Below are 22,187 nucleotides of genomic sequence, written 5' to 3'. Positions count from 1 at the left end.
ACCGTGAACCAGGACAACCGCAAGCCCCCCGAAGGCCGGACGGCGTGGCGGAAGGCGGCGGTCCTCGCCGTTCCGGCGCTGGTGGCCGTCGCGGTGATGGCGGTCGGGATGGCGGAGGGCGTCCTGGCGTCGTCGTTCGCCGTGTCCGGCTCGGCCTTCCAGGTGTCGTCGGGCGAGCTGTCGAGCAACGGCCTCGCGTCCTTCGTCGAGGTCGACCGCTCCGCGGACGGCGAGGGCCGCCCGGTGGCGCTGCTGGGCATCGGTGACGCCACGCTCTCCGACATCTGCCAGTCCGCGCAGGTCCCGACGCCGCTGGGGCCGGTGGTGTTCAAGCTGACGGCCGGCGGGAAGGCCGGTGCCGTCAGGGCGAGCAACCTGGTCCTCGACAGCGAGGACCTGACCGGCGACGCCTCCTTCGGCCGGGTGCAGATCGGCCGGGACGCCTCCACGCTGGACGCCGTGCCCGGAGTGCGGGGAAAGCCCGGGCAGTTCGGGCTGCAGGCGTCGGAGGTCTCGGTGGCCGGGGTGCGGTCCCACGCCCACTCCGCGACGGGGGGCGACTTCAAGCTCAAGGGGCTCGCGCTGAACGTGAGCCTGGACGGAAAGGGGTGCTTCTGATCCCGCGACAGGCCCTCCGGGGCCTCCCCCGGCCACGGCCGTCCGGTCCCCCGTCCGCCTGGCGGCGCTGGCGGCGGACCCGGCCGTTCTGGGCCGGGGCCCTGCTCGTCCTCGCCGGCGCCGAGATCGCCGCCATGCCGCTGGCGCCCCTGTCGGTGCTCCTCGGCCTGGGGCTGGGGGGCGTCGCCGCGCTCGGCATCGGCGTCGCGCTCGTCGCGGCGGGCCTCTTCCTGTGGTTCCTGCCGCACACCCACCACTACGTCGGCGTGCACGCGGTGATCCTGTCGGTGCTGTCCTTCGCCGTGACGAACCTGGGCGGGTTCTTCGCCGGCATGCTGCTGGGGATCGCGGGCGGGGCGATGGGCTTCGCGTGGACGCCGCGGCAGCCGGAGCCGGTCGCGTCACGGCCGGAGCCGGGGTCCGCGGAGCTCCCGGGCGGGACGGGGCAGCCGCCGAAGGCGCTGGCGGTGGCCCTCCCCCTGGTGCTCCTCGCGGCGATGGGCGCCCCCGCGCCCGGCCCACGACCGCAGGCTCCCGGCGCCGTGACCGCCGCGCGCACGCCGCCGACGGTGACCACCACCCGGTTCGCCCCGTCCGGCTTCACGCTCGCCCGCGTCGCCCACGTCCCGACGGCCGGCGGCCCGCGCCGGGCCATGGTGCTGAGCATGCGGGCCGCGTCCCTGGCCGACTACCGGCTGCGGACGCGGGACGGGGGCGGCGCCGAACTGTCCCTGACGGCCGACGAGCTGAGGCTCGGCGGGCAGGTGACGCTGTACCTCACCCGCCTGACCGGCTGTGTCCAGGGCGTCCTGTGCCTCACCTTCACCCCGGACCGGCTGCCCGTGCCGCCGGTGGCGCCGCCGTTCGTCTTCATGACGGACGTCACCGCCGAGCAGGCGCTGGTCACGAGCGGCACCATCGCCGCCGACGGCCTGGGGCTGGGGCCTAGCCGCCCTTCCGCTCCCCCTCCCCCTCCTTCGGCTCCCCGAGCGCCGTGAGGGACTCGGCGAGCCACTCGGTCCAGAAGGTCTCCAGGCCGATGCCGCCGCGCAGCACCGCGTGGCGCAGCCGGTCCTCCTCGCCGTCGCGCTCCGGAGGGAAGTCGCGCTCCTCGATCGCCCGGTACTCCGCGAGCTGGCGCCGGTGCAGGTCCAGGTGGCGCCGCAGCTCCTCCTCCAGGCCGCCCGTGCCCACGACGGCCGCGGCGCGCAGGCGCAGCAGGAGCGGGTCGCGCACGGGCCGGGGGTCGTCGCTCCCGGAGACCCAGGCGGTGAGCGCGTCGCGGCCCGCGGGCAGGACCTCGTACTCCTTCTTCTGCCCGCGGGCGGGGGCGCCGGAGGGCAGGGCCCGGATCAGCCCGGCCTCTTCGAGCTTCCCCAGCTCCCGGTAGATCTGCTGGTGCGTGGCGGACCAGAAGTAGCCGATCGACCGGTCGAAGCGGCGGGCGAGCTCCAGTCCCGAGGAGGGCTTCTCGAGGAGCGCGGTGAGGATCGCGTGCGGGAGGGACATGCCCGCATCCTAGGGACCGGGCCGCTCGCACGGCCCCCGGGTGCGTGCTGTCGTCAGATCTGCGCCGCGAGTTCGGTGCCCTGGCGGACGGCCCGCTTGGCGTCGAGCTCGGCGGCCACGTCCGCGCCGCCGATGAGGTGGACGGACTGCCCGGCCGCGCGCAGCTCCTCGTACAGCTCGCGCCGCGGCTCCTGCCCGGTGCAGAGCACGACCGTGTCGACCGGCAGGACGGTGGACGCGCCGTCGACGGTGATGTGCAGCCCTTCGTCGTCGATGCGGTCGTACGTGACGCCGGCGACCATGGTCACCCCGCGGTGCTTGAGCTCGGTGCGGTGGATCCATCCGGTGGTCCTGCCCAGCCCCGCACCGACCTTGCTGGTCTTGCGCTGGAGCAGGTGCACGGTGCGCGGCGGCCGGGGCCGGCGGGCCTCGCCGAGCCCGCCGGGCGTGCGGTATCCGGTGTCGACGCCCCAGTGGCGGAAGTACGTCTCGGCGTCGAGGCTCGCGCCCTCGCCGCTGTCGGTGAGGCGGGCGGCGACGTCGAAGCCGATGCCGCCGGCGCCGACGACGGCCACGCGCTCGCCGGCCTCGGCCCCGTCGCGCAGGACGTCGAGGTAGCCGACGACGCTGGGGTGGTCCGCGCCGGGGATGTCCGGGGTGCGGGGGGTCACGCCGGTGGCGAGGACGACGTCGTCGTAGGCGCGGGCCGCGAGGTCCGCGGCGGTGACGGCGGTGTTCAGCCGGACGTCGACGCCGTGCAGGGCGAGCTGGGTGCGGAAGTAGCGCAGGGTCTCGCCGAACTCCTCCTTGCCCGGGACCCGCTTGGCGACGTTGAGCTGTCCGCCGATCTCCGCGGCCGCGTCGTAGAGCGTCACGGCGTGGCCGCGCTCGGCCGCCGAGACCGCGAAGGCGAGCCCGGCGGGGCCCGCGCCGACGACGCCGATGCGCTTGCGGCGCCGGGTGGGCATGAGGACGAGCTCGGTCTCGTGACAGGCGCGCGGGTTGACCAGGCAGGAGGTGATCTTCCCGCTGAAGGTGTGGTCGAGGCAGGCCTGGTTGCAGCCGATGCAGGTGTTGATCGTGTCCGCCCGGTCCGCGCGGGCCTTGGCGACGAAGTCCGGGTCGGCGAGGAAGGGGCGGGCCAGCGAGACGAGGTCGGCGTGGCCCTCGGCGAGCAGCTGTTCGGCGATCTCCGGGGTGTTGATGCGGTTGGTGGTGACCAGGGGGACGGAGACGGACCCCATGACCTTCTTCGTCACCCAGGCGTACGCGCCGCGCGGCACGGACGTGGCGATGGTCGGGATGCGGGCCTCGTGCCAGCCGATGCCGGTGTTGATGATCGTGGCGCCGGCGGCCTCGACCTCCTTGGCGAGGGTGATCACCTCGTCCAGGGAGGAGCCGCCGGGCACGAGGTCGAGCATCGAGAGCCGGTAGATCAGGATGAAGGCGGGCCCGAGGCGCTCGCGGGTGCGCCGGACGATCTCCAGGGGGAAGCGGATGCGGTTCTCGTACGAGCCGCCCCAGCGGTCGGTGCGCCGGTTGGTCGCGGCCGCGATGAACTCGTTGATCAGGTAGCCCTCGGAGCCCATGATCTCGACGCCGTCGTAGCCGGCGTCCCGGGCGAGCTCCGCGGTGCGCACGAAGTCCTCGACGGTCGCCTCGACCTCGTCGTCGGTGAGGGCGTGCGGGACGTACGGGCTGATGGGCGCCTGCACGGCGCTGGGCGCGACCAGGTCGGGGTGGTGGGCGTAGCGGCCGAAGTGGAGGATCTGCAGGGCGATCCGGCCGCCCTCGCGGTGCACGGCTTCGGTGACGACCCGGTGCTCCTCGGCCTCGGCCGCCGTGGCCAGCCTGGCCCCGCCCGCCCAGGGCCGTCCCCGGTCGTTGGGGGCGATGCCTCCGGTGACGATCAGCCCGGCCCCGCCCCGGGCCCGGGCGGCGTAGAAGGCCGCCATCCGCTCGAAGCCCCGCTCGGCCTCCTCGAGCCCGACGTGCATGGATCCCATGATCACGCGATTGGGCAGCGTGGTGAACCCGAGGTCGAGGGGGCGCAGGAGGTGCGGGTACGGGGCGGCCTGGCCGGCCGGGCTGGAGGGGCTCATCGGGGACCTTCCTCGCGGTGTCGTCTCCTCCAGTTCTAGAACACCGGACCCCCTTTTGCAACAAGTTGCATAAGGAGCTCCATGGGTTACCGGGAGAAAGGTACATCAAGTGGAACATTTCATGATCAACTACAACTTTACCAACCCTTGGTGTAGTTGACCCAATCTATGCACCAGTCTCTGGATCAACACCGGAACCCCTGGTTCCATCAAGCAAGTTGAGAGGCACGGGATCACGTTGAACTCACGCGTCATGCGCAATGGCGGCAGACTGGCGGCCCTTTCGGCGGCCGCGCTGGGAATGATGGCGGCCATGGCCCTGCCGGCGGCCGCCGCCGACGAGCCCACCCGCAAGGAGCTCATAGCCGACTGCGCGTCGGGCGAAGGGAAGTGCAGCTTCAACGACCCGGTGCTCGGCAAGGCCTTCCTCGGCGAGTTCCGCCAGGTGTCCAACTCGCTCTACAACTGCAGCACCTCGGACGCCACGCAGTCGATGGGCTGGTCCGACTCCGTCGGCTCGACCGACTCCGTGGGCGTCTCCGTCACGGCCGGCGGCAAGATCGCGGGCATCGTCGACGTCAGCGTCACCGCGAACTACGGCCACACCTGGTCGAGTTCCCACGAGGAGAGCAGCTCGCTGAACATGACGGTCAAGCCCGGCGAGGTCGGCTGGATCTCCCGCGCCCAGGTGATGCAGAGCGTCTCGGGCACGTGGCAGACCCACTACGACAGCCCCAAGTGGGGCCACTACTACTGGTACGTCCCCGACACCATCACCGGCCCCGCCAAGAACGGCACGGACGGGCAGAGCAACGCGGTGGTCGTCAAGACCCGCAAGATGACGTCGGCGGAGCAGGCGTCCTGCTCCTCCGGCAGCAAGGCCGGCAAGGCGTTCACCGCCCAGCGCTGATCCCGGGGCCGGTCCGCCTCCCCACCCGGTCCCGCCCGGCGGCACCCCCGTCCGCCGGGCGGGACCGCCCCCGGGTCACGGCGCCGCGATCAGCGCCTTGCGGAACTGCTCGATCACGCCGTCGAGCATCTCCGTGCTCTCCGGCAGGACGCTCAGCCTCCCGCCGCTGCGGTCCAGGTGCTTGTCCAGCAGGAAGAAGCTCTGCACGACGTGCCGGGCGCCGAGCGACTGCACGACCGGCCGCAGCGCGTAGTCCAGGACGAGGACGTGTGCCGTGCTGCCGCCGGTGGCCAGCGGCAGCACGACCTTGCGGGTGAAGCCGAACTGCGGCAGCAGGTCCAGGAAGACCTTGAGCAGGCCGGAGTAGCTCGCCTTGTAGGTGGGTGTGGCCAGCACGATCCCGTCGGCCCGGGCGACCTGCCCGACCGCCTCGGCGATCGCCGGGTCCGAGCAGTCCGCATTGAGCAGCGGCACTGCGGGCAGCGTACGGACCCTGAGGTGGGCGGCGTTCCACTCGTACTCGGCCAGCCGCTCCGCCACCAGGTCGCCGACCATCTCGGTCTTGGAGGTCGGAGACGGACTGCCGGAAATTACCAGGACTTTGGACACGGCCGCTCCTTGGAAGTGTCGCGACGGAGGTCGCGGTGAAGGTTTCTCGGACGGGTTCGGTTTCCCGGGCGGGTTCGGGGTGGTGCCGGTCAGCGGGCGAGGAGCTCGTGCAGCGGCTGCTCCTCCTGCCGGGGAGCCGCCGCCGGGACGAACGCCTCCCCGGCGCCGGCGGGGGACGCGGCGTGGGCCTCGCCGGCGGGCACGGCATCGGCGCACAGCGCGTCGCCGGCCTCGTCCGCCGCCTCGCGCGTGGCGTTCAGCCACGTGCAGATGCCGTCCACCGCACCCGCGCAGCCGCCGCAGCCGGTGGAGGCGCGCGTGGCACGGGCCAGGGCCCCGGGCGTACGGGCCCCGCCGCGCCAGCCGGCCACGAGCGCGCGCTTGGTGACGTTGTTGCAGCGGCAGACGACGGCCTCGTCGGGGAGGTCCCCGGGAGCGTCCGCCCGTCCGGCGACGGCCCGTCCGGCCAGCAGGGCGAGCCGGTCGACGGGGGTGGGCGCGCCGGCGTCGTAGAGCTGGCTGACGGCGGCCACGGAGGAGGGGAAGCCGAGCAGGATGGCGCCGACGACGCGCTCGTCCTGCAGGGCCAGGCGGGCGTACTGCCCGCGGGCCGGGTCGGCCAGCGTGACGACCTCGGCGCCGGGGAGGGCGTGGTTGCCGTCGCCGATGACGGCGAGGTCGACGCCGCGGGCCTTGAGCCGGGTGACGGTACGGGTGGCGGTGTAGGGGCGGTGTCCCCCGGTGAGGGCTTCGGCGAGGGTCTCGGCCTGCTCCCAGGCGGGGGCGATGAGACCGGGGACCAGCCCGGCGTGCTCCGCGCAGTCGCCCAGTGCGTGGATGCGGGGGTCGCTGGTGCGCATGTGGTCGTCCACGACGACGCCGCGGCCGACGCTGAGCCCGGCGGCCCGGGCCAGCTCGGTGTTGGGCTGGACCCCCGCGGAGACGACGACCAGGTCGGCGGGCAGGCCGGACCCGTCGTCGAGGACGAGCCGGCCGCCGGTCCAGGAGGCGGCTGCCCGGCCGGTGTGGATGCGGATGCCGAGGCGTTCGAGCACGCCGGCCAGGGTCTTCCCGGCGGGCGCATCGAGCTGACGCTCCATCACGTGCGGGCCCATGTGCACCACGTCGACGCCATGGCCCCGGTCGCTGAGGGCGCGGGCGACCTCCAGGCCGAGCACGCCGCCGCCCAGGACGACGACGCTGCCCGCACGGGTCAGGAGGTCCTCCAGGCGCCGGCAGTCGGCCAGGGTGCGCAGGGCCACCACGCCGTCGGCGGGGCCGCCCCCGGCGCCGGTCAGGCCGGGCAGGGGCGGCAGGAAGCAGCGCGCGCCGGTGGCCAGCACGAGCTCGTCGTAGGGGTGCAGCAGCCCGTCGGCGGTCCGCACCGTGCGCTGCTCCCGGTCGATCCCGGTCACGGCGGCTCCCCTGCGGACGGTCACGGTGCCGCTGTCGTGGCCCGTGAGGTACGTCTGCTCGGGGGAGAGCTTCCCGGAGATCACCGAGGGCAGCAGCACCCGGTTGTAGGCGGGTTCGGCCTCCGCCCCCAGGACGGTGACGGCGGCCCGGGGGGCGCGCGTGCGCAGCAGTTCGGCGAGCCGGTGCCCGGCCGGGCCGTTGCCGACGATGACGATGCGGCTCACAGCGCACCGCTGCCGGTCGCGGCGCCGGAGCCCAGCGGCTCCAGCCGTACGGAACAGACCTTGAACTCCGGCATCCGCGACACCGGGTCCAGCGCGGGGTTGGTGATCAGGTTGGCCCTTCCGGCGTCGGGGAAGTGGAACGGCAGGAACACGGTGTCGGTGCGCAGCGAGGCCACTGTGCGGACCCGTGCGACGGTCGCACCGCGCCGGGAGACCACGCGGGCCAGCCCGCCCGCGGTCAGCCCGCTGCGGCGGGCGGTGTCGGGGTGGACCTCCACGAACGCCTCCCCGTCGGCCTCCACGGACTCGGGGACGCGGCGGGTCTGGGCCCCGCTCTGGTACTGCGCGAGCACCCGGCCCGTGGTGGCGTGCAGCGGGTAGGCGCCGTCGGGCAGCTCCGCGGCGTCGCGGTGGGCGACCGCCCGGAACCGGGCGCGGCCGTCCTCGTGGGCGAAGCGCTCCAGGAACAGCCGCGGCGTCGACGAGCCGCCGGCGGGGAACGGCCAGTGCACCGGCTCCGCCTGGTCGTCCAGATTCCGCGGTTCGATGCCCGAGTAGTCCGCGGCCCCTCCCTGCGAGGCGCGCCGCAGCTCGGCGAAGACCTCGCCGGGGTCGTCGGGGAAGCGGTGGGCGGGCTGGCCGAGCCGGCCGGCGAGTTCGCGCAGCACCCACAGGTCGGTGCGCACGCCCGGCGGCGGGTCGATCGCGCGGCGGCGCCGCAGCACCCGCCCTTCGAGATTGGTCATGGTCCCGTCCTCCTCGGCCCACTGCGTCACCGGCAGCACCACGTCGGCCATCCGCGCGGTCTCCGACGGCACGAAGTCGGCCACCACCAGCAGGTCCAGCGAAGCGAGCCGGGCGGTGATCTCCCCGGCCGCGGGCGCCGACACCACCGGGTTCGAGCCGAACACCAGCAGCGCCCGCGGCCCGCCCGGCCGGCCCAGGGAGTCCAGGAGCTCGTAGCCGCTGGGGCCCGCTCCCGGCAGGTCGGCGGGGTCGACGCCCCACACCCCGGCCACGTGTTCCCGGGCCGCCGGATCGGTGATCCTGCGGTAGCCCGGCAGTTGGTCGGCCTTCTGTCCGTGCTCGCGGCCGCCCTGCCCGTTGCCCTGGCCGGTCAGGCACCCGTAGCCCGAGCCCTCCCGTCCCGGCATGCCCAGCGCCAGCGCCAGGTTGATGTAGGACGAGACGGTGTCGGTGCCCTTGGAGTGCTGCTCCGCGCCGCGGCCGGTGAGGACGTACCGGCGCTTGGCCGCCGCGAGCATGCGCACCGCGGCGTACTGGTCGGCGACCGGCACTCCGGTCACCCGCTCGGTGCGCTCGGGCCACCACTCGGCGGCCCGCCGCCACGCCTCGTCGAACCCGGTCGTGCGCTGCGCGACGTATCCGTGGTCCACGTGCCCGTCCACGACCGCGACGTGCAGCAGGCCCAGGGCGAGCGCCAGGTCCGTGCCCGGGGCGGGGCTCAGGTGCAGCGCCGCGCCCTCGGCCGTCGCCGACCGCCGGGGGTCCACGACGATCAGGTCGGCGCCGGCCAGGTGCTGCATCAGCGGCGGCATGGTCTCCGCGACGTTCGCCCCGGCCAGCAGGACCACCTCGGCCGAGGCCAGGTCGGTCACCGGGAACGGCAGGCCGCGGTCCAGCCCGAACGCCGCGGACCCGGCCGCCGCGGCCGAGGACATGCAGAACCGGCCGTTGTAGTCGATCTGCGAGGTGCCCAGCGCGACCCTCGCGAACTTGCCCAGCGTGTAGGCCTTCTCGTTGGTCAGCCCTCCGCCGCCGAACACCGCCACGGCGTCCGGGCCGTGTGCGGAGACGATCCTGCGGAGCTCCGCGCCGACGCGGTCCAGCGCGGTCTCCCACGGCACCGGCCGCTGCTGCGCCCCCGGCCGCTGCCGCATCAGCGGCGAGGTCAGCCGGTCCGGCGCGGACAGCACCCGGGGAGCCGTCCACCCCTTCATGCACAGCCGGCCCGCGTTGACGGGGAAGTCCTCGTCCGGGGAGACCGTCAGCCCCTGGGGCGAGACCTCCAGTCGGGTCCCGCACTGCAGCGCGCAGTACGGGCAGTGGGTTCGTGTCATGCTCGGCTCCTCACGCCGGTTCCGGGCGGGGCCGGTCGGCCGCGGCCGGCCGGTCCTTGCGCAGGTAGACCGCGCGCACCACGAGCACGCAGAGCGCGTAGAAGACGAGGAACCCCGCGATGGCCGGGCCGGCCGAGCCGGCGGCGCCGAAGGAGAACCTGAACGCCAGATTGATGAGCACTCCGCCCAGCGCGCCCACCGCGCCGGCGATCGCGATCACCGCGCCGGAGGCCTGGGAGGAGCCGGCCGTGGAGCCCTCCGCACCGTCCGCCCGCCCTGCGAACACCTCGGGGATCATGCGGTACGTCGAGCCGTTGCCGATGCCGGCGAACGTGATGAGCACGGTGGAGGCGACGATGAACGCCAGGGACGAGGACGCCTCCGTGGCCAGGTAGAGGAACGCGGTCCCGGCCGTCATCGCCAGCAGCATCCACAGCGTGACCCGTGCGCCGCCCCACCGGTCGGCCCAGCGCCCGCCGACGGGGCGCGCGAGGGATCCCAGCAGCGGGCCGAGGAACGTCACCGACGCGGCCTGCAGCGCGGTGAAGCCGAACTGCTCCTTCAGCACGAGCCCGAACGCGAACCCGTAGCCGATGAACGAACCGAACGTCGTCACGTACAGCAGGGACAGCATCCACGTGTGCTTGTTGCGCAGCGCCGCCCGCTGCGCCGACCCCTGGTGCTGCAGCGTCGGCAGGTTGTCCATCCACAGCGCGGCGGCGACGGCGGCGAGCACGATCAGCGGCATGTAGAGCGAGACCAGGTAGACCGGGTGCGTGTCGCCGGCCGTCGCGAGCACGGCGAGGCCGGCCAGCTGGGCGGTCACCACGCCGAGGTTCCCGCCGCCGGCGTTCAGGCCCAGCGCCCAGCCCTGCCGGTGCCGCGGGTAGAAGGCGTGGATGTTGCACATCGAGGAGGCGAAGTTCCCGCCGCCGAGCCCGGCGGTGGCCGCCACCAGCACGAACACCCACAGCGGCGTGCCGGGCAGCCGGACGAACACCGCCGCCAGCACGGTCGGCACGAGCAGGACCAGCCCGGCGAACACCGTCCAGTCGCGCCCGCCGAACCGGGTCACCAGATATCCGTAGGGCAGCCGCATCAGGGCTCCGACCGCCGTCGGGGTGCTGATGAGCAGGAACTTGTCCGAGGCACTGAAGGAGAATCCGGTGTCCGGCCCGAGGAACAGCACGAGAACCGACCACAGGGTGAAGACCGAGAAGCCGATGTGCTCGTTGACGATGGACACCACGAGATTGCGGCGGGCGACCCGGCCGCCCGTTTCCCTCCAGAAGCGCTCGTCCTCCGGGTCCCAATTCGCCAGTAACGACGGTGACCTGTCCTGCACCTGGGTCATCGGATATTCCTTCCCCCACAGATCGGGATGCGTGATAAGCGAATCGGGACATACGAATCGAGACGCGCGGCAACGGATGCGCGGTAAAAGGACGGGCGGGCGGGGCGCGGTGGGATGCCGCGCCCCGCCCGCCCCGGTGATCAGGCCGGCCAGCCGAACGCGCTGATGGTGTCGCGGGCGCGGCCCGGCTCGGGGTCGTTGAAGACGAAGCAGCGGGTGTTGCTGACGCTGCCGCCCTCGGCCTGCGCCGTCGAGAAGATCAGCACCGGCCGCGGCTCCCCGTCCTTGGTGACGAAGTTCGCGCGGAAGTTGATGATCGGCGAGTCCTCGTCCCAGCGGGAGAGGAAGTCGTCGAGCAGGCCCTGGTCCTCGTAGATCTTGCGGATGTGGCCGCCGACGTACTCGGTCGGCGTCGCGGTGTAGTCGACCAGGGCGACGTCGGCGGGGTTGGCGTGCATGACGTTGCCGTTGACCCCGATCAGGTGGATCGCCACCGGCGCCACCTGGTAGAACTCGCGCATCACCGCTTCCTTGTCCGCGGCCGGGGCCAGGGACGGGTGGGCGCACTCGTCGACCGCGCGGATCCAGGCCGTGGCGTCGGACAGGGCCGCGTCCTCGGTGCTGGTGCTGGAGACCGGCAGCCGCTCGCCGAGCTCCGGGCGGCTCACCCAGTGGATGCGGGTGCCGGCGCCCTCGCCCGTCAGCACCGCGTTGACGCGGACCGCGCGGTCCTTCCCGGCGGCGCTGCGGAAGGTGACCGCGGCGTGCTCGATCCGGCCGTCCTTCTTCAGCCGCTCCAGCAGCCCGGCCAGGTCCTCGCCCGCACCGCCGGACAGGATCCGCTCGCCGAGGTGGGCGGTCTCCCCGCCCATGAGGACGGAGAGCGCCTTGTTGTGCAGGACGACGGCGCCGGAGCCGTCGGTGACCGCGATGCCCACCGAGCTGTTCCCGATGACGTCGATCAGCTGGTCGGTGGAGGGGATGGTGACGTTTTCAGCCGTCATTTCTGACTCCCAGGTCTTCTGAATTCGAATTCGGATGACGATTCACGATTCTGCTGATTGTCGCGGCTATTTCCTGCCGGCCGGACAGATGGTAATCATGTCCGCCGTCGAATGTAAACATTCCCAGAAAAGGGCCGCCGGTAAAGCGTTTCCATTCGAGCATTTCCGCGGGCCGGGCGAATGCGTCGGCACGTCCGCAGAACAGTGCGAGGGGCGCGCGGAGCCGCTGCCCGGCCGTCCGGTGTTCCCGGCGCATCCGGAGGTCCTCCAGCAGGCGGGCGCCCTCGGCGTCGCCCTCCCGGTCGGCGGGCCGCTGTTCCCGGCGCAGGGCCGCGAAGGCGTGGACCACCAGGGACCGGGGCGCGCTCCCCGGCTCGCGGGAGCCGGAGACGAGCAGTGTGGCGACTTCGGCCCCGTCGTCGGGCCGGGCTTCGAACAGGGCCGTGAGCTCGTACGCGAACAGCGCTCCCAGGCTGTGGCCGAACACGTGGAGCCGGCGTCCGGGAAGCAGCGCGGCGAGTTCGCCGGCCCAGCGGCCGACGGCGCCGTGCACCGAGGCGGGTGCCTCGTCGTGCACCAGGCGGCCGCGGCCGGGTATTTCGCAGTGCACCGCCGGCAGCGAGGCCGGCAGCCGGGACCCTATCGGGAGGTACGGCGACGTGACGCTGCCGGCGGGCGGCAGGAAGACCACGACGTCGGCGGCCCCTTCGAGGCTCCCCTGCACGACATAGGCTCGTTCAGACATGGAGGAAGTTCTTCTCGATGCCCTTGAGGGTGCGGAAGGCATCGAGATCGACCTCGTTGGACTGGAGCATCGTGCCGCGCAGTTCCTCGACGTAGAGGACGAGCTCCACGAACTGCAGGGAATTGATGATCCGCGTCTCGATGATGTCGGTTTCCTGGTCCAGGTCCGTCAGGTCGGGATTGCGTTCGAGGATCCAGGAGCGCACATCTGTCCAGCTCGCCGGCATAAACCGCTCCTTATTCTTTTCGACTGTCTGACACCCGCGTACGGGATTACCGGCCCGCTCCGGCCGCGGCGTGCGTCGCGAAGGCGTTGAACGCCGCGACCCGGTCGGCCACTTCGGAGACGAGGGCGAGATCGCCCGGGCCGAGCGGGCCCCGGCGGTGCGCCTCGCCCCGCACGAGGACCAGGTGACCCCCGGGGACGCCCCGGTAGTCCAGCGAGAGGGCCACCGCCGAGTCGGCCCCCCACTCGCGCAGCAGGTCCAGGTGGGCCGGGTCCGTCTGCTTGGCCATCCCCTCGTGCCCGCTGATCACGAGCTGGGGGCCGGAGCCCTTCAGGGCCAGGGCGCGTACGCCGTCCAGCGCCGCCGAGAACCCGGCCGCCGACTGCACGACGGGCCCGGAGTGCGTCGCCGGTGCGTCCAGCGAGACCGCCGAGGCCATGAAGGGGACGCACGCCTTGGCCGCCGCCGGTACGACGTCCGCCGCGCCGGCGGTGCCCCGCACGGTGGCGCTGATGTGGGCGAGAAATCCCAGGGATTCCTCGGCGGCCTTTCGCCCCGCAATGTAGCGCAGTGCGGTCGTCCAATTCTCGGTCGAGTTTTCCGTGGTGTTTCCGGGCATAGCGGGCCCCTCGGAGATTTGAGTTCGGGTGGGGTTCGTGATTCGACGTTAACTGGATTTCCCCGGCCGGTGCAAGGATTTCATCCGGGCTTTTTATCGAATCGGCGACTTCCTTTACCGCACAAAATGAAGGCATGACGGTGCGGCATTGCTGCATTACCGGGATTCCCTTCCGGGCGCAGGGAGGGCACGGAAAGGGTGCGGGAAACCGGTCGGCGTACGGCCGGGCCCGGCGCAGGCGCGAGCGCCGCGCGCAGGGAGAAGGGCGGGCGCGGAGACGTCCGGGCGGGCCTTCACGGGCCGTCCGTGGCGCGCCGGCAGGCCGCGGGCGGGCTGCCCGCGGGCGGATCAGGCGAAGTTCACGTCCGGGTCGAGCAGGCACAGCTGCCCGTCCGCCAGGTGCAGGCGGTCGTTGCTGTAGTTCAGCGCCGCCGAGCGCAGGTCGCGCAGGGACTTCTCCAGCCGGGTCGGCGAGTCCTGGAGGTAGCCGTGGCGCAGGCCGACGGCGTCGACGAGGTCGTTCACGGCCGCGTAGCACTCCTCTGCGGCGGTGATCTTGAGGTTGTTCAGCAGCAGCTGGATGCCCGGGGCGGACAGGTCCGCCTCCCCCTCGACCAGCTCCTGCGTGCGGCGCAGCAGGGCGTGGACGCCGTCGAGCCGCTGCCGGGAACGGGAGAGCCGGGTCAGGAACAGCTCCGAGCCGAGGTCGAACCGCTTGCGGACCTTGGGGTCGCGCAGCAGGTGCAGCACCCGGGACAGGGCCCCGCAGGCCGTCCCCAGCCAGGCCGCCGACCAGCCGAGGTGGGCCAGCGGGCCGAACACGCCCTGGGCGATCCGGTGGAAGGCGCCGTGCTCGCCGAGCACCTGGTGGGCGGGGACGGAGCCGGTGAGGGTCAGCGGGAGGCTGTGGCTGGCGCGCATGCCCATCGGGCACCACTGCCCGGCGGTCTCCACGCGCAGCTGCCGGCGGTGGGCGTAGACCAGGGAGACGTGGTGGTCCGCGGTGGCCTCCGGGCTGCGCATCGTGATGAGGAAGCCGTCCGCCATGGTGCCGCCGGTCACGATCGGCGCGGTCCGGTCGATCTCCAGGGTCCCGCCGGCCTCGCGCAGCGGGGCGTACGACTTGAACAGGTGCCCGCCCTTGCCGGGTTCGGTGGTGACCGAGGCCAGGTAGAGGTCCCCGGACGCCAGCAGGGGCAGCAGCTCCTCGCGCAGGGGCGACTGCGCGTAGCGGACGATCGCCTCCGACTGCTGGCAGTGCATCGCGAAGATCATCGCCACCGACATGTCGGTGCGCCCCAGGATCATGCTGACGTCGACGAGGTCGGCGAGCGTGCCGCCGAGGCCCCCGTCGGCGGCGGGCACGAGGAGGCCGAGCAGCCCGGTCCGGCGCATCTCCGCGAGCGCCTGCTCGGGGAAGACGGCGTCGCGTTCGGTGCGGGCGAGGTCCTGTCCGGCGACGCGGGCCACGGAGGCGGCCCGTTCCGCGAGGGTCGGTGTGCCGCCCGGCGTTACGCCGCCGTCCGCGGGGGCCTTCGCCTTCTTCACTGCTGCCGTGGTCATCGCGCCTCTTTCCGGGGAGTGGCGGCGGCCGCCTGCAGCGACCGGTGGTCGATCTTTCCGTTGGGCGTGAGGGGCAGTGCGTCCCACTCCCGCCAGCGCCGCGGCACCATCGGCAGCGGCAGAGCCGCGCCCAGGGCCTCCTCCAGCGCCTCCGGCGTCACCGGGCTGCGCAGGCAGTAGTGGGCGACCAGCTCGGCGAGGTCGCCCTCGCCGGACACCGTGACGGCGCACTTGTCGACGGCGGGGTGCCGGCTCAGGACGGCTTCGATCTCGTCGAGCTCCATGCGCACGCCGGCGACCTTCACCTGCCGGTCGCCGCGGCCGAGGTAGTGCACGAGCCCCTCGTCGAAGCGCGCGAGGTCGCCGGTGCGGTAGAGCCGCCCGGTCGCCGAGTCCGGGTCGAAGGGGTCGCGGAAGAACGCGCGGTCGGTGGTGCCGGGGTCGTTGAGGTAGCCGAGCCCCACGCCGGTCCCGCCGACGAACAGCTCGCCGCTCTCCCCCGGCTCGGCCGCCCGCCACGTGCCGTCCGCGCCGTGCACCAGCAGGTAGAGCGCGGTGTTGACGACGGGCGAGCCGACCGGGAGCCGGGGGCGGGCGAGGTCGGCGGCCGTCACCAGGTGGTGGGTGACGTCGTCGGAGCACTCGGTGGGCCCGTAGGCGTTGACCACGGCCACGTGCGGGAGGCCGTCGAGGACCCGTGCCGCCGCGGCGGGGTGGAGCTCCTCGCCGGTGGACAGCAGCCAGCGCAACTGCTTCAGCAGCCCGCCGCCCAGGCGCTGCGCCTCGTCGACGAGCCAGCCGACGACGGTGGGGACGAGTTCGACGACCGTCACGCCAGCGGTGTCCAGGGTGCCGACGAGCCAACGCGGGAAGCGCATGGCGCTGTCGTCGACGACCACGAGCCGGCCGCCCGTCAGCAGCGGGCAGAGCATCTGCCAGATCGAGATGTCGAACACCAGCGGGGCGGTGAAGGCCACCACGTCGTCGGGGCCCAGGGACAGGTCGGCGACCTTGGCCCAGAGGTGGTTGAGCATCCCCTGGTGCTCGACGGTGGCGCCCTTGGGGCGGCCGGTGGTTCCCGAGGTGAAGATGGTGTAGCGGGTTTCGTGGGAGCGGTCGGCCGTGCTCCGGGGCAGGGGCGCGGCGGGCCCCGGTGCGCCCTCGGCCGGCGGTCGCAGGGTGGGGATCTCCTCGGCCGCGGCGGCCGCGGTCGCGGCATGGGCGGTGCTGCCCGCCTCGCCGGCCGCGCCCGCAGCGCCGGCCTCGTCCGCACCGCTCGCACCGCCCGCGCCGGAGTAGTCCAGCAGCAGTGCGGCCCGGCTGCGGTTGAGCACGTCCCGGACCCGGCCCTCGGGCCAGCCCGGGTCGACGGGCAGGTAGGAGGCGCCCAGGCTCTCCAGGGCGAGGAAGACGACGGGCGTGCCGGTGCTGCGGGGGCCCACGGCGGCGACCACGTCGCCCGCGCGCACGCCCCGGGAGACCAGGGCGTCCCGCATCGCGGCGACCCTCTCCAGCAACTCCCGGTAGGTCAGCGTCCGTTCGCCCTCGGTGACGGCCGGGCGGTCGGGGGCCTGCTCGGCGTGCCGGACGACGTACTCCAGCACGCCCGTCCGCGTGTCGGCGTCCTGGGCCTTGCGCAGGGCCAGGGCGTTTGCTCGCTCCACCGCGCCGGGCGCCAGGGGGAGTTCGGCGCGTACGTGCACCGCGCGCCCGGCGTCCTGCAGCGTGCCCTGCTGTGCGTCCTGTTGCGCGTGCTGTGACGTCGTCATCGGGTCACCGCCTCCGCGCCCGGGCTGCCGTGGCGCTGCAGGTCGTGGAAGAAGCCGTCGACCACGGAGAGTTCGCCCCGTTCCCGGGCCCGGGTGAAGACGTGCTCGCCGACCGCGAGGTCGAGCACGCCCAGGCCGAAGGGCGAGAAGACCACGGTGCGGTCGTCGGGGACGGCCGTCCTGCCGGTGAGGACGTCGTACAGCGTGCCGTCCCGGAAGTCCCGGCCGCCGGTCAGCTGCTCGGCGAGGTGGACCGAGGTGTTCGCCTTGAGGACGTGCTCGACGTCGTCGACGACGTTGACGCTGTCGAGGATGACGTCGGTGCCGAGGTCCCGCAGGGACACGTGCAGCACCAGCGGGTGGTGGGCGAACCAGGACGGGTCGAGGAGGTGCGGCGTGGCCGCCGTGGTGGCGCAGACGACCACGTCGGAGGAGCGGACGAGTTCCTCGGCGGAATCGTGGACGCGTACGGTCGCGGTGCCGGCGGCGGTGCCCAGATAATCCGCGAAACCACGGGCGTAATCCGCCGACAGGTCGTGGACGCCGAATTCTTCGGGGGCCAGGTCGAGTGCGGAAAGGTAGGTGTGCAGATAGCGGGCGATGAGCCCGGTCCCGAGATATCCCACGCGACGTACGGAGCGCCCTCCGATAAGGGCCCGGGCCGCCACTGCGGCGGATGCGGCGGTGCATACGGCGCTGATGATGGAGCTCTCCAGGCACGCGTACGGATATCCCGTGGCCGGGTCGTTGAGAACGAGGACGGCGGAGGCCCGGGGAATGCCGCGGTCCAGGTTGGCCGGAAAGCTGGAGATCCACTTGATTCCGTCGACCGGGCGGTCGCCGCCGACCGAGGCGGGCAGGGCGATGATGCGGGCGGTGGGCCGGTCGGGAAAACGCAGGAAGTAGGAGGGCGGATTGATGGTGCGGGCCTCGCCGTGGAGGAGGTAGGCATCTTCGACGAGTTCGGTGATCTCCCGCTGCCGGCCGTCGAGCACGTGGTGCACGGTGCGGCCGGGAACGACGGAGAATTCTGGGATTTCTGCCTGGTCGCTCAATGGTTCTCCAGGAGTGGGTGGACGTCGTCGTGGCCGTAGTGATGAGTGACCCACGTGTCGTCGTAGATGGTGTCGACGTAGCGCTCCCCCAGGTCGGGGGCGATGGCGACGGCGGTGTGGACGGGGGCGCGGTGCCGGGCGAGCCACCGGGAGGCGGCGCTGACGACCGTTCCCGAGGAGCCGCCCAGGAGCATCCCGCGCGCGGCGAGCCGGCGGCAGGTGCGGATGGTGTCGATCTCGTGGACGCGGATGACCTCGTCGACGAGGCCGCCGGTGAGTTCCGGGTCGATCAGCGGCATCGGGGTGCCGGCGCCGAGTCCGGGGATGTGCCGTGGCCCCGGGGTTCCTGCGAAGCTGACCGAGCCGACGCTGTCGACGGCGATGATGCGAACCTGAGGCCGGTGTTCGCGGAAGTAGCGGGCACAGCCCATGAGGGTGCCTCCGGTGCCCGTGCCGATGAACAGGGTGTCGAGGTCGGGGAACTGCTTGGCGATGAAGGGGGCGGTGTTCTCGTAGTGCGCCGCCCAGTTGGCCGGGTTCTCGTACTGGTTGAGCCAGACGTAGGCGGGATCCTCCCGGCAGCGCTTTCGCACGTAGGCCTTGCGGGCGGCCAGGTAACCGCCGGTCGCATCGGGTTCGCCGACGATGACGACCTCGGCGCCCAGGGCCCGCATGAGGTTGACCGTGGCGGGGTTGCAGTTGGGGTCGGTGACGCAGACGAAGCGCAGCCCTTTCGACGCGGCGGTCACGGCCAGAGCCACGCCGAGATTGCCGGAAGAGGACTCGATCAGGATGGAGTCGGGGCCGATGACGCCCTCGCGTTCCGCGGTGGCGACCATCCACGTGGCCGGGACGATTTTTATGGATCCGGCGAAGTTGAAACCTTCGCATTTGAGGTGGAGCGGTATGCCGAGAGTGGGCCGCAAATCGATGTAGACATCGCTCTCGAGCAGCTCGTGGGCAGCGGTGATGAAGGTCATGCGTTGCGTTCACTTCCATTCCTCTGCAGGGATTGCCGAAACAATCCACGGCAAAGCGAGTCGTGGTCCGCAGGGCATGCTGGATCAGCCCGGACCACATCATGTGTCGCATGTGCGGAAAGGGCGATGAATGGACGCGCTGAAGCTCTGAGAATGGAAAGGTATGGGCCTGGCCGGCGCGGCACCGCCGGTCACCCCGGGCGTTTATCCGGCTGGTCGGGTCCGGAAAACGTTACGGACGCGGAGAACGCGCCGCGAGGAAAGTCGTGGAATCCGTTCGAATGTCTTTCTGCACCCCCCTGCCCTGGAGCTTCTCAAAACCGTCTGTTCAGTCGGTAGTGAATAATCGGCCAGGTGATACTTCATAACGGCCATGATCAAGATGTCGTCCGGCGCTTCGTCCTGCGCCCCGACGAGACCGTCCCCCCGCACCGGCACGAGCAGACGCAGGTCGTCGTTCCGCACACCGGCGTCCTGGCCGTGATCACGGCACTGGGAACCTGGGTCGTCGCCGCCCCGGACCGCGCTGTCGTCATCCCGCCGGGGCTCGAGCACTCCCACCGCGCCCACACCCGGAGCCTGGTGTCGACGATCATGCTGGCCTACCCGCCGATGCGGGCCCGGGCCGGCGACCGCCCCACGGTGGTGAACCTGACCCCGCTGGCCCGGCACGTGCTGACCGCGCTGTCCGAACCGGACCGTCCGGCCCGGATGCGGTCCGCGCTGGAGAACGTGCTGCGCTACGAACTCCGCAGCGAGAAGCACCAGTCCAACGCGCTGTCGCTGCCCACGCCCCGCGACCCGCGGCTGCTGGCGCTGAGCAGTTCGCTGATCCACGCCCCCGCCGACGGCCGCAGTCTCGACGACCACGCGCGGGACCTGGGGACCAGTCAGCGCACCCTGCGCCGGCTGATCAAGGCAGAGCTGGGGATGTCCTTCCCGCAGTGGCGGACCCTCGTCCGCCTGGTCGCCTCACTGGCCCACCTCGCCAACGGCGAGTCGGTCACCAATACGGCCCACTTGTGCGGGTTCACCTCGCCGAGCGTGTTCATCGCCCGCTTCAAGGAGTTCGTCCACGTCACGCCGGGCGCCTACCGGGACCGGATGCTGGCGTCCGCAGCGGAGACCGGCAGCACCCCGCCGTGAGCCGCGCCCCGGGAACGCCGGGGCAGCGCAACGGCCGGGCGCAGCCCGGACCGCTGAGGGCCTGCGGGCTCCGGTGGCCGGCCGGCACGCGGGGCCCGTCAACGGGCGTCCCGCCGGGAGGGGGAGAGCTCGGCCCCGGAGGCGCCCGCGGCCTGTTGCACCGGTTCGGGTGCCGGGGCGGACCCGGCCGCCGGCGCCGGTTCGGGTGCCGCCTGTTCCGGCGCCGCCGGCTTCGGCGCGACCGGCTCGGGCAGGGTCCGGAAGAGCAGCCAGGCCAGGGCGGGCATGGCGATCAGCGGGGCCAGGGCCGTCTGCAGGGAGGTCGCGTCCGCGACGCTGCCGATGACCGGGCTGACGAGGCCGCCGATGCTCACGGTCAGGCCGAGGGTGATCCCGCTGGCGGTGCCTACGCGCGAGGGGAGGTAGTCCTGGCCGAGGGTGACCTGCAGGGAGAAGGGGATGTAGAGCCCGGCCGAAGTGAGGGCCACGAACAGGTAGATCACGGGGCCGGGGGCGAAGACGATGCCCGCGACGGCGGCGACGGTCATCAGGTACGACCCGCGCACGACGGTGACCCGGTCCCACCGGTTGGCCAGGTTGCCGCCCAGCACCGTGCCGACCGCACCGCCCAGGTAGAGCACGCACAGCGCCGCGGTGCCCGACGCCGTACCGCCTCCCGTGCGCTGCTGGGTGTAGAACGAGATGAACGTGCTCAGGCCGATGAACACGATGGACCGGCAGACCACCGCCAGCGCCAGCTTCACGAACGAAGCCCTGTCGTCGGCGCCCGCCGCCGTAACGGCCTTGCGGGCGCCGCCCCCTGACGTCCTGTCCAGCATGCGCACGACGAGGAGGCACAGCACGCTGCCAGCGAGGGCGGGCACCACGAACAGCGGTGTGAGCCGCAGGCCTCCGGCGGTCATGACCCCTGCGACCATCAGGGGGGCGACGGCGAAGCCGAGGTTGCCGCCGAGGGAGAACCAGCCCATCGCGGTGTGACTGCCCTTGCTGGCGACGCGCGCGACGCGGGCGGACTCGGGGTGGTACGCCGCGACGCCGACCCCGGAGACGGCCACGAACACCAACGTCAGCGCGTAGGACCCGCCGAGGCCGCTCAGGGCGATCCCCAGCCCGCCGAGGAACGTGCTCAGGGGCAGCAGCCAGGGCATCGCCCACCGGTCGGTGAGCACGCCGAACAGCGGTTGCGCCACGGAGGACAGCAGCGACGCGGCGAGCACGATCCCCGATGCCGCGGCATACGTGTAGTCGCGCTCGGCGACGAAGAACGGCACGAGCGCGGCCACCGCACCCTGGTAGACGTCCACACAGGCATGCCCGACCGAGAGGAGGAGGATCGCTTTGTTCCTTGGCACCTCATCATGTTCACCGCTCGGCACCGTGTCGCACTTCCGATAATCTGCCAATCGATGAAGAACATCCGCCATGAGCCGGTCGCGCCGACCCGCATGCAGTGGCTGGCGCCCGGAGCCGCCATCGACGCCCACCGCCACGACGACCACCAGATCGTCTACGCCGCCCGCGGCGTGCTGGCCATCACCACCGACGCGGGCTCCTGGGTCGCCCCGGCAACCCGCGCCATCTGGGTGCCCGCCGGGACCGTCCACGCCCACCAGGCGCACGGGGGGCTCGACCTGCACCTGGTCGGCCTGCCCGCGACCGACAACCCGCTCGGCCTGGACGAGCCGACCGTGCTGACCGTCGGGCCGCTGCTGCGCGAGCTGATCCTCGCCTACACCCGCTCACCGGACGACGACAGCCCCGAACGCGGGCGCCTGCGGGCCGTCCTGCTCGACCAGTTGCGCGCCTCGCAGCAGGAGCCCGTACACCTGCCGGCGCCCACCGCCCCGCGGCTCAAGGCGCTGTGCGCGATCCTGCAGGCCGACCCGACCGACGACCGCACCCTCGCCGCCCTGGGCAAGGAGGTCGGCGCGAGCGACCGCACCCTGTCCCGGCTCTTCAAGTCCGACCTCGGCATGACCTTCCCCCAGTGGCGCACCCAACTGCGGCTCTACCACGCCCTGATCCTGCTGGCGGAGAACACCCCGGTGACCACCGTGGCCCACATGTGCGGCTGGTCGTCCGCCAGCGCCTTCATCGACGTCTTCCGCCGCGCCTTCGGCCACACCCCCGGCTCCCACCAGCCCCGTTAGCGAAGCGGCAGGCGCACCGGCACACACCCCCGACCCATTGTGACCCAGGTCACAGGTGACGGGTTAGCCCGGCATCGGGGCCCGCT

Annotated in this window: 20 protein-coding genes; 5 read left to right on the top strand and 15 right to left on the bottom strand. The window is 72.6% G+C overall.

What is annotated here, in order from left to right; all coding sequences use genetic code 11:
• The first annotated feature begins 3 nt into the window (after positions 1-3).
• Positions 4-618 carry a DUF6230 family protein gene (locus tag ACFPP6_RS05590; protein WP_382037802.1) on the top strand — a complete coding sequence of 205 codons (615 nt, stop codon included), beginning with the start codon at positions 4-6 and terminating at the stop codon, positions 616-618.
• The gene (locus ACFPP6_RS05585) at positions 618-1,616 is read left to right on the top strand and encodes a DUF6114 domain-containing protein (RefSeq protein WP_382038503.1); all 999 of its coding nucleotides are present in this window, start codon (positions 618-620) and stop codon (positions 1,614-1,616) included. The genes ACFPP6_RS05590 and ACFPP6_RS05585 overlap by 1 nt, the downstream gene beginning before the upstream one ends.
• Here the strand turns inward: ACFPP6_RS05585 and ACFPP6_RS05580 are convergent.
• Both ACFPP6_RS05580 and ACFPP6_RS05575 read right to left on the bottom strand, forming a co-directional pair.
• Positions 1,564-2,127, bottom strand: coding sequence for a PadR family transcriptional regulator (locus ACFPP6_RS05580; RefSeq protein WP_382037800.1), 564 nt, complete (start codon positions 2,125-2,127; stop codon positions 1,564-1,566). The genes ACFPP6_RS05585 and ACFPP6_RS05580 overlap by 53 nt on opposite strands.
• A gap of 53 nt (positions 2,128-2,180) precedes the next feature.
• Positions 2,181-4,229, bottom strand: a complete 2,049-nt coding sequence (locus ACFPP6_RS05575; RefSeq protein WP_382037798.1) for an oxidoreductase — start codon at positions 4,227-4,229, stop codon at positions 2,181-2,183.
• A gap of 253 nt (positions 4,230-4,482) precedes the next feature.
• On the opposite strand from ACFPP6_RS05575, the gene ACFPP6_RS05570 reads away from it, so the two are divergent.
• Complete coding sequence (locus ACFPP6_RS05570) at positions 4,483-5,139, top strand: hypothetical protein (RefSeq protein ID WP_382037796.1); 657 nt, start codon at positions 4,483-4,485, stop codon at positions 5,137-5,139.
• A gap of 75 nt (positions 5,140-5,214) precedes the next feature.
• On the opposite strand, the gene ssuE is transcribed toward ACFPP6_RS05570, so the two are convergent.
• The 12 genes from ssuE to sbnA all read right to left on the bottom strand — a co-directional run bounded on the left by ssuE (position 5,215) and on the right by sbnA (position 18,784).
• Positions 5,215-5,748 carry an NADPH-dependent FMN reductase gene (ssuE, locus tag ACFPP6_RS05565; protein ID WP_382037794.1) on the bottom strand — a complete coding sequence of 178 codons (534 nt, stop codon included), beginning with the start codon at positions 5,746-5,748 and terminating at the stop codon, positions 5,215-5,217.
• An 89-nt stretch (positions 5,749-5,837) separates the two neighbouring features.
• On the bottom strand, positions 5,838-7,388 hold the full coding sequence (locus tag ACFPP6_RS05560; RefSeq protein WP_382037792.1) for an FAD-dependent oxidoreductase: 1,551 nt from the start codon (positions 7,386-7,388) through the stop codon (positions 5,838-5,840).
• The gene (locus ACFPP6_RS05555) at positions 7,385-9,469 is read right to left on the bottom strand and encodes a molybdopterin oxidoreductase family protein (protein ID WP_382037790.1); all 2,085 of its coding nucleotides are present in this window, start codon (positions 9,467-9,469) and stop codon (positions 7,385-7,387) included. Before ACFPP6_RS05555 ends, ACFPP6_RS05560 begins: the two co-directional genes overlap by 4 nt.
• Before the next feature lie 10 nt (positions 9,470-9,479).
• The gene (locus ACFPP6_RS05550; RefSeq protein ID WP_382037788.1) at positions 9,480-10,823 is read right to left on the bottom strand and encodes a nitrate/nitrite transporter; all 1,344 of its coding nucleotides are present in this window, start codon (positions 10,821-10,823) and stop codon (positions 9,480-9,482) included.
• A gap of 140 nt (positions 10,824-10,963) precedes the next feature.
• Complete coding sequence (locus ACFPP6_RS05545; protein WP_382037786.1) at positions 10,964-11,827, bottom strand: PAS domain-containing protein; 864 nt, start codon at positions 11,825-11,827, stop codon at positions 10,964-10,966.
• Entirely contained in the window at positions 11,817-12,572 is a 756-nt protein-coding gene (locus ACFPP6_RS05540; RefSeq protein ID WP_382037784.1) for a thioesterase II family protein, read from the bottom strand. Before ACFPP6_RS05540 ends, ACFPP6_RS05545 begins: the two co-directional genes overlap by 11 nt.
• A complete protein-coding gene (locus ACFPP6_RS05535) occupies positions 12,565-12,798 on the bottom strand; it encodes a hypothetical protein (RefSeq protein WP_058042642.1) in 234 nt (77 codons plus the stop codon). The genes ACFPP6_RS05540 and ACFPP6_RS05535 overlap by 8 nt, the downstream gene beginning before the upstream one ends.
• Positions 12,799-12,844: 46 nt before the next feature.
• Positions 12,845-13,417, bottom strand: a complete 573-nt coding sequence (locus ACFPP6_RS05530) for a hypothetical protein (protein ID WP_382037783.1) — start codon at positions 13,415-13,417, stop codon at positions 12,845-12,847.
• 348 nt (positions 13,418-13,765) lie between these two features.
• The gene (locus ACFPP6_RS05525; RefSeq protein WP_382037781.1) at positions 13,766-14,980 is read right to left on the bottom strand and encodes an acyl-CoA dehydrogenase family protein; all 1,215 of its coding nucleotides are present in this window, start codon (positions 14,978-14,980) and stop codon (positions 13,766-13,768) included.
• Complete coding sequence (locus tag ACFPP6_RS05520) at positions 14,977-16,749, bottom strand: amino acid adenylation domain-containing protein (protein WP_382037779.1); 1,773 nt, start codon at positions 16,747-16,749, stop codon at positions 14,977-14,979. Before ACFPP6_RS05520 ends, ACFPP6_RS05525 begins: the two co-directional genes overlap by 4 nt.
• Positions 16,746-17,804 carry a 2,3-diaminopropionate biosynthesis protein SbnB gene (sbnB, locus tag ACFPP6_RS05515; RefSeq protein ID WP_382037777.1) on the bottom strand — a complete coding sequence of 353 codons (1,059 nt, stop codon included), beginning with the start codon at positions 17,802-17,804 and terminating at the stop codon, positions 16,746-16,748. The genes ACFPP6_RS05520 and sbnB overlap by 4 nt, the downstream gene beginning before the upstream one ends.
• Positions 17,801-18,784, bottom strand: a complete 984-nt coding sequence (gene sbnA / locus ACFPP6_RS05510) for a 2,3-diaminopropionate biosynthesis protein SbnA (protein WP_382037776.1) — start codon at positions 18,782-18,784, stop codon at positions 17,801-17,803. The genes sbnB and sbnA overlap by 4 nt, the downstream gene beginning before the upstream one ends.
• A gap of 354 nt (positions 18,785-19,138) precedes the next feature.
• Between sbnA and ACFPP6_RS05505 the strand changes: the two genes are divergently transcribed.
• On the top strand, positions 19,139-19,930 hold the full coding sequence (locus tag ACFPP6_RS05505) for a helix-turn-helix transcriptional regulator (RefSeq protein ID WP_382037774.1): 792 nt from the start codon (positions 19,139-19,141) through the stop codon (positions 19,928-19,930).
• A 98-nt stretch (positions 19,931-20,028) separates the two neighbouring features.
• On the opposite strand, the gene ACFPP6_RS05500 is transcribed toward ACFPP6_RS05505, so the two are convergent.
• The gene (locus ACFPP6_RS05500) at positions 20,029-21,303 is read right to left on the bottom strand and encodes an MFS transporter (protein WP_382037772.1); all 1,275 of its coding nucleotides are present in this window, start codon (positions 21,301-21,303) and stop codon (positions 20,029-20,031) included.
• 54 nt (positions 21,304-21,357) lie between these two features.
• Here ACFPP6_RS05500 and ACFPP6_RS05495 point away from each other — a divergent pair, with 54 nt between their 5' ends.
• Positions 21,358-22,101 (top strand): AraC family transcriptional regulator, encoded by a 744-nt coding sequence (locus tag ACFPP6_RS05495; protein ID WP_382037771.1) that lies wholly within the window; start codon positions 21,358-21,360, stop codon positions 22,099-22,101.
• The last annotated feature ends 86 nt before the right edge of the window (positions 22,102-22,187 follow it).

It is taken from the genome of Streptomyces aureoversilis (assembly GCF_042657885.1).
Taxonomy (GTDB): domain Bacteria; phylum Actinomycetota; class Actinomycetes; order Streptomycetales; family Streptomycetaceae; genus Streptomyces; species Streptomyces aureoversilis.
The sequence above is the reverse complement of the archived record's forward strand: the minus strand, read 5'-3'. Positions and strand labels throughout refer to the sequence as shown.

Coding starts and splice junctions, on each gene's coding strand:
- ACFPP6_RS05580 (WP_382037800.1), bottom strand. CDS start 2,127: ATGTCCCTCCCGCACGCGATCCTCACCGCGCTCCTCGAGAAGCCCTCC.
- ACFPP6_RS05575 (WP_382037798.1), bottom strand. CDS start 4,229: ATGAGCCCCTCCAGCCCGGCCGGCCAGGCCGCCCCGTACCCGCACCTC.
- ACFPP6_RS05570 (WP_382037796.1), top strand. CDS start 4,483: ATGCGCAATGGCGGCAGACTGGCGGCCCTTTCGGCGGCCGCGCTGGGA.
- ACFPP6_RS05555 (WP_382037790.1), bottom strand. CDS start 9,469: ATGACACGAACCCACTGCCCGTACTGCGCGCTGCAGTGCGGGACCCGA.
- ACFPP6_RS05550 (WP_382037788.1), bottom strand. CDS start 10,823: ATGACCCAGGTGCAGGACAGGTCACCGTCGTTACTGGCGAATTGGGAC.
- ACFPP6_RS05545 (WP_382037786.1), bottom strand. CDS start 11,827: ATGACGGCTGAAAACGTCACCATCCCCTCCACCGACCAGCTGATCGAC.
- ACFPP6_RS05540 (WP_382037784.1), bottom strand. CDS start 12,572: ATGTCTGAACGAGCCTATGTCGTGCAGGGGAGCCTCGAAGGGGCCGCC.
- ACFPP6_RS05535 (WP_058042642.1), bottom strand. CDS start 12,798: ATGCCGGCGAGCTGGACAGATGTGCGCTCCTGGATCCTCGAACGCAAT.
- ACFPP6_RS05530 (WP_382037783.1), bottom strand. CDS start 13,417: ATGCCCGGAAACACCACGGAAAACTCGACCGAGAATTGGACGACCGCA.
- ACFPP6_RS05525 (WP_382037781.1), bottom strand. CDS start 14,980: ATGACCACGGCAGCAGTGAAGAAGGCGAAGGCCCCCGCGGACGGCGGC.
- ACFPP6_RS05520 (WP_382037779.1), bottom strand. CDS start 16,749: ATGACGACGTCACAGCACGCGCAACAGGACGCACAGCAGGGCACGCTG.
- sbnA (WP_382037776.1), bottom strand. CDS start 18,784: ATGACCTTCATCACCGCTGCCCACGAGCTGCTCGAGAGCGATGTCTAC.
- ACFPP6_RS05495 (WP_382037771.1), top strand. CDS start 21,358: ATGAAGAACATCCGCCATGAGCCGGTCGCGCCGACCCGCATGCAGTGG.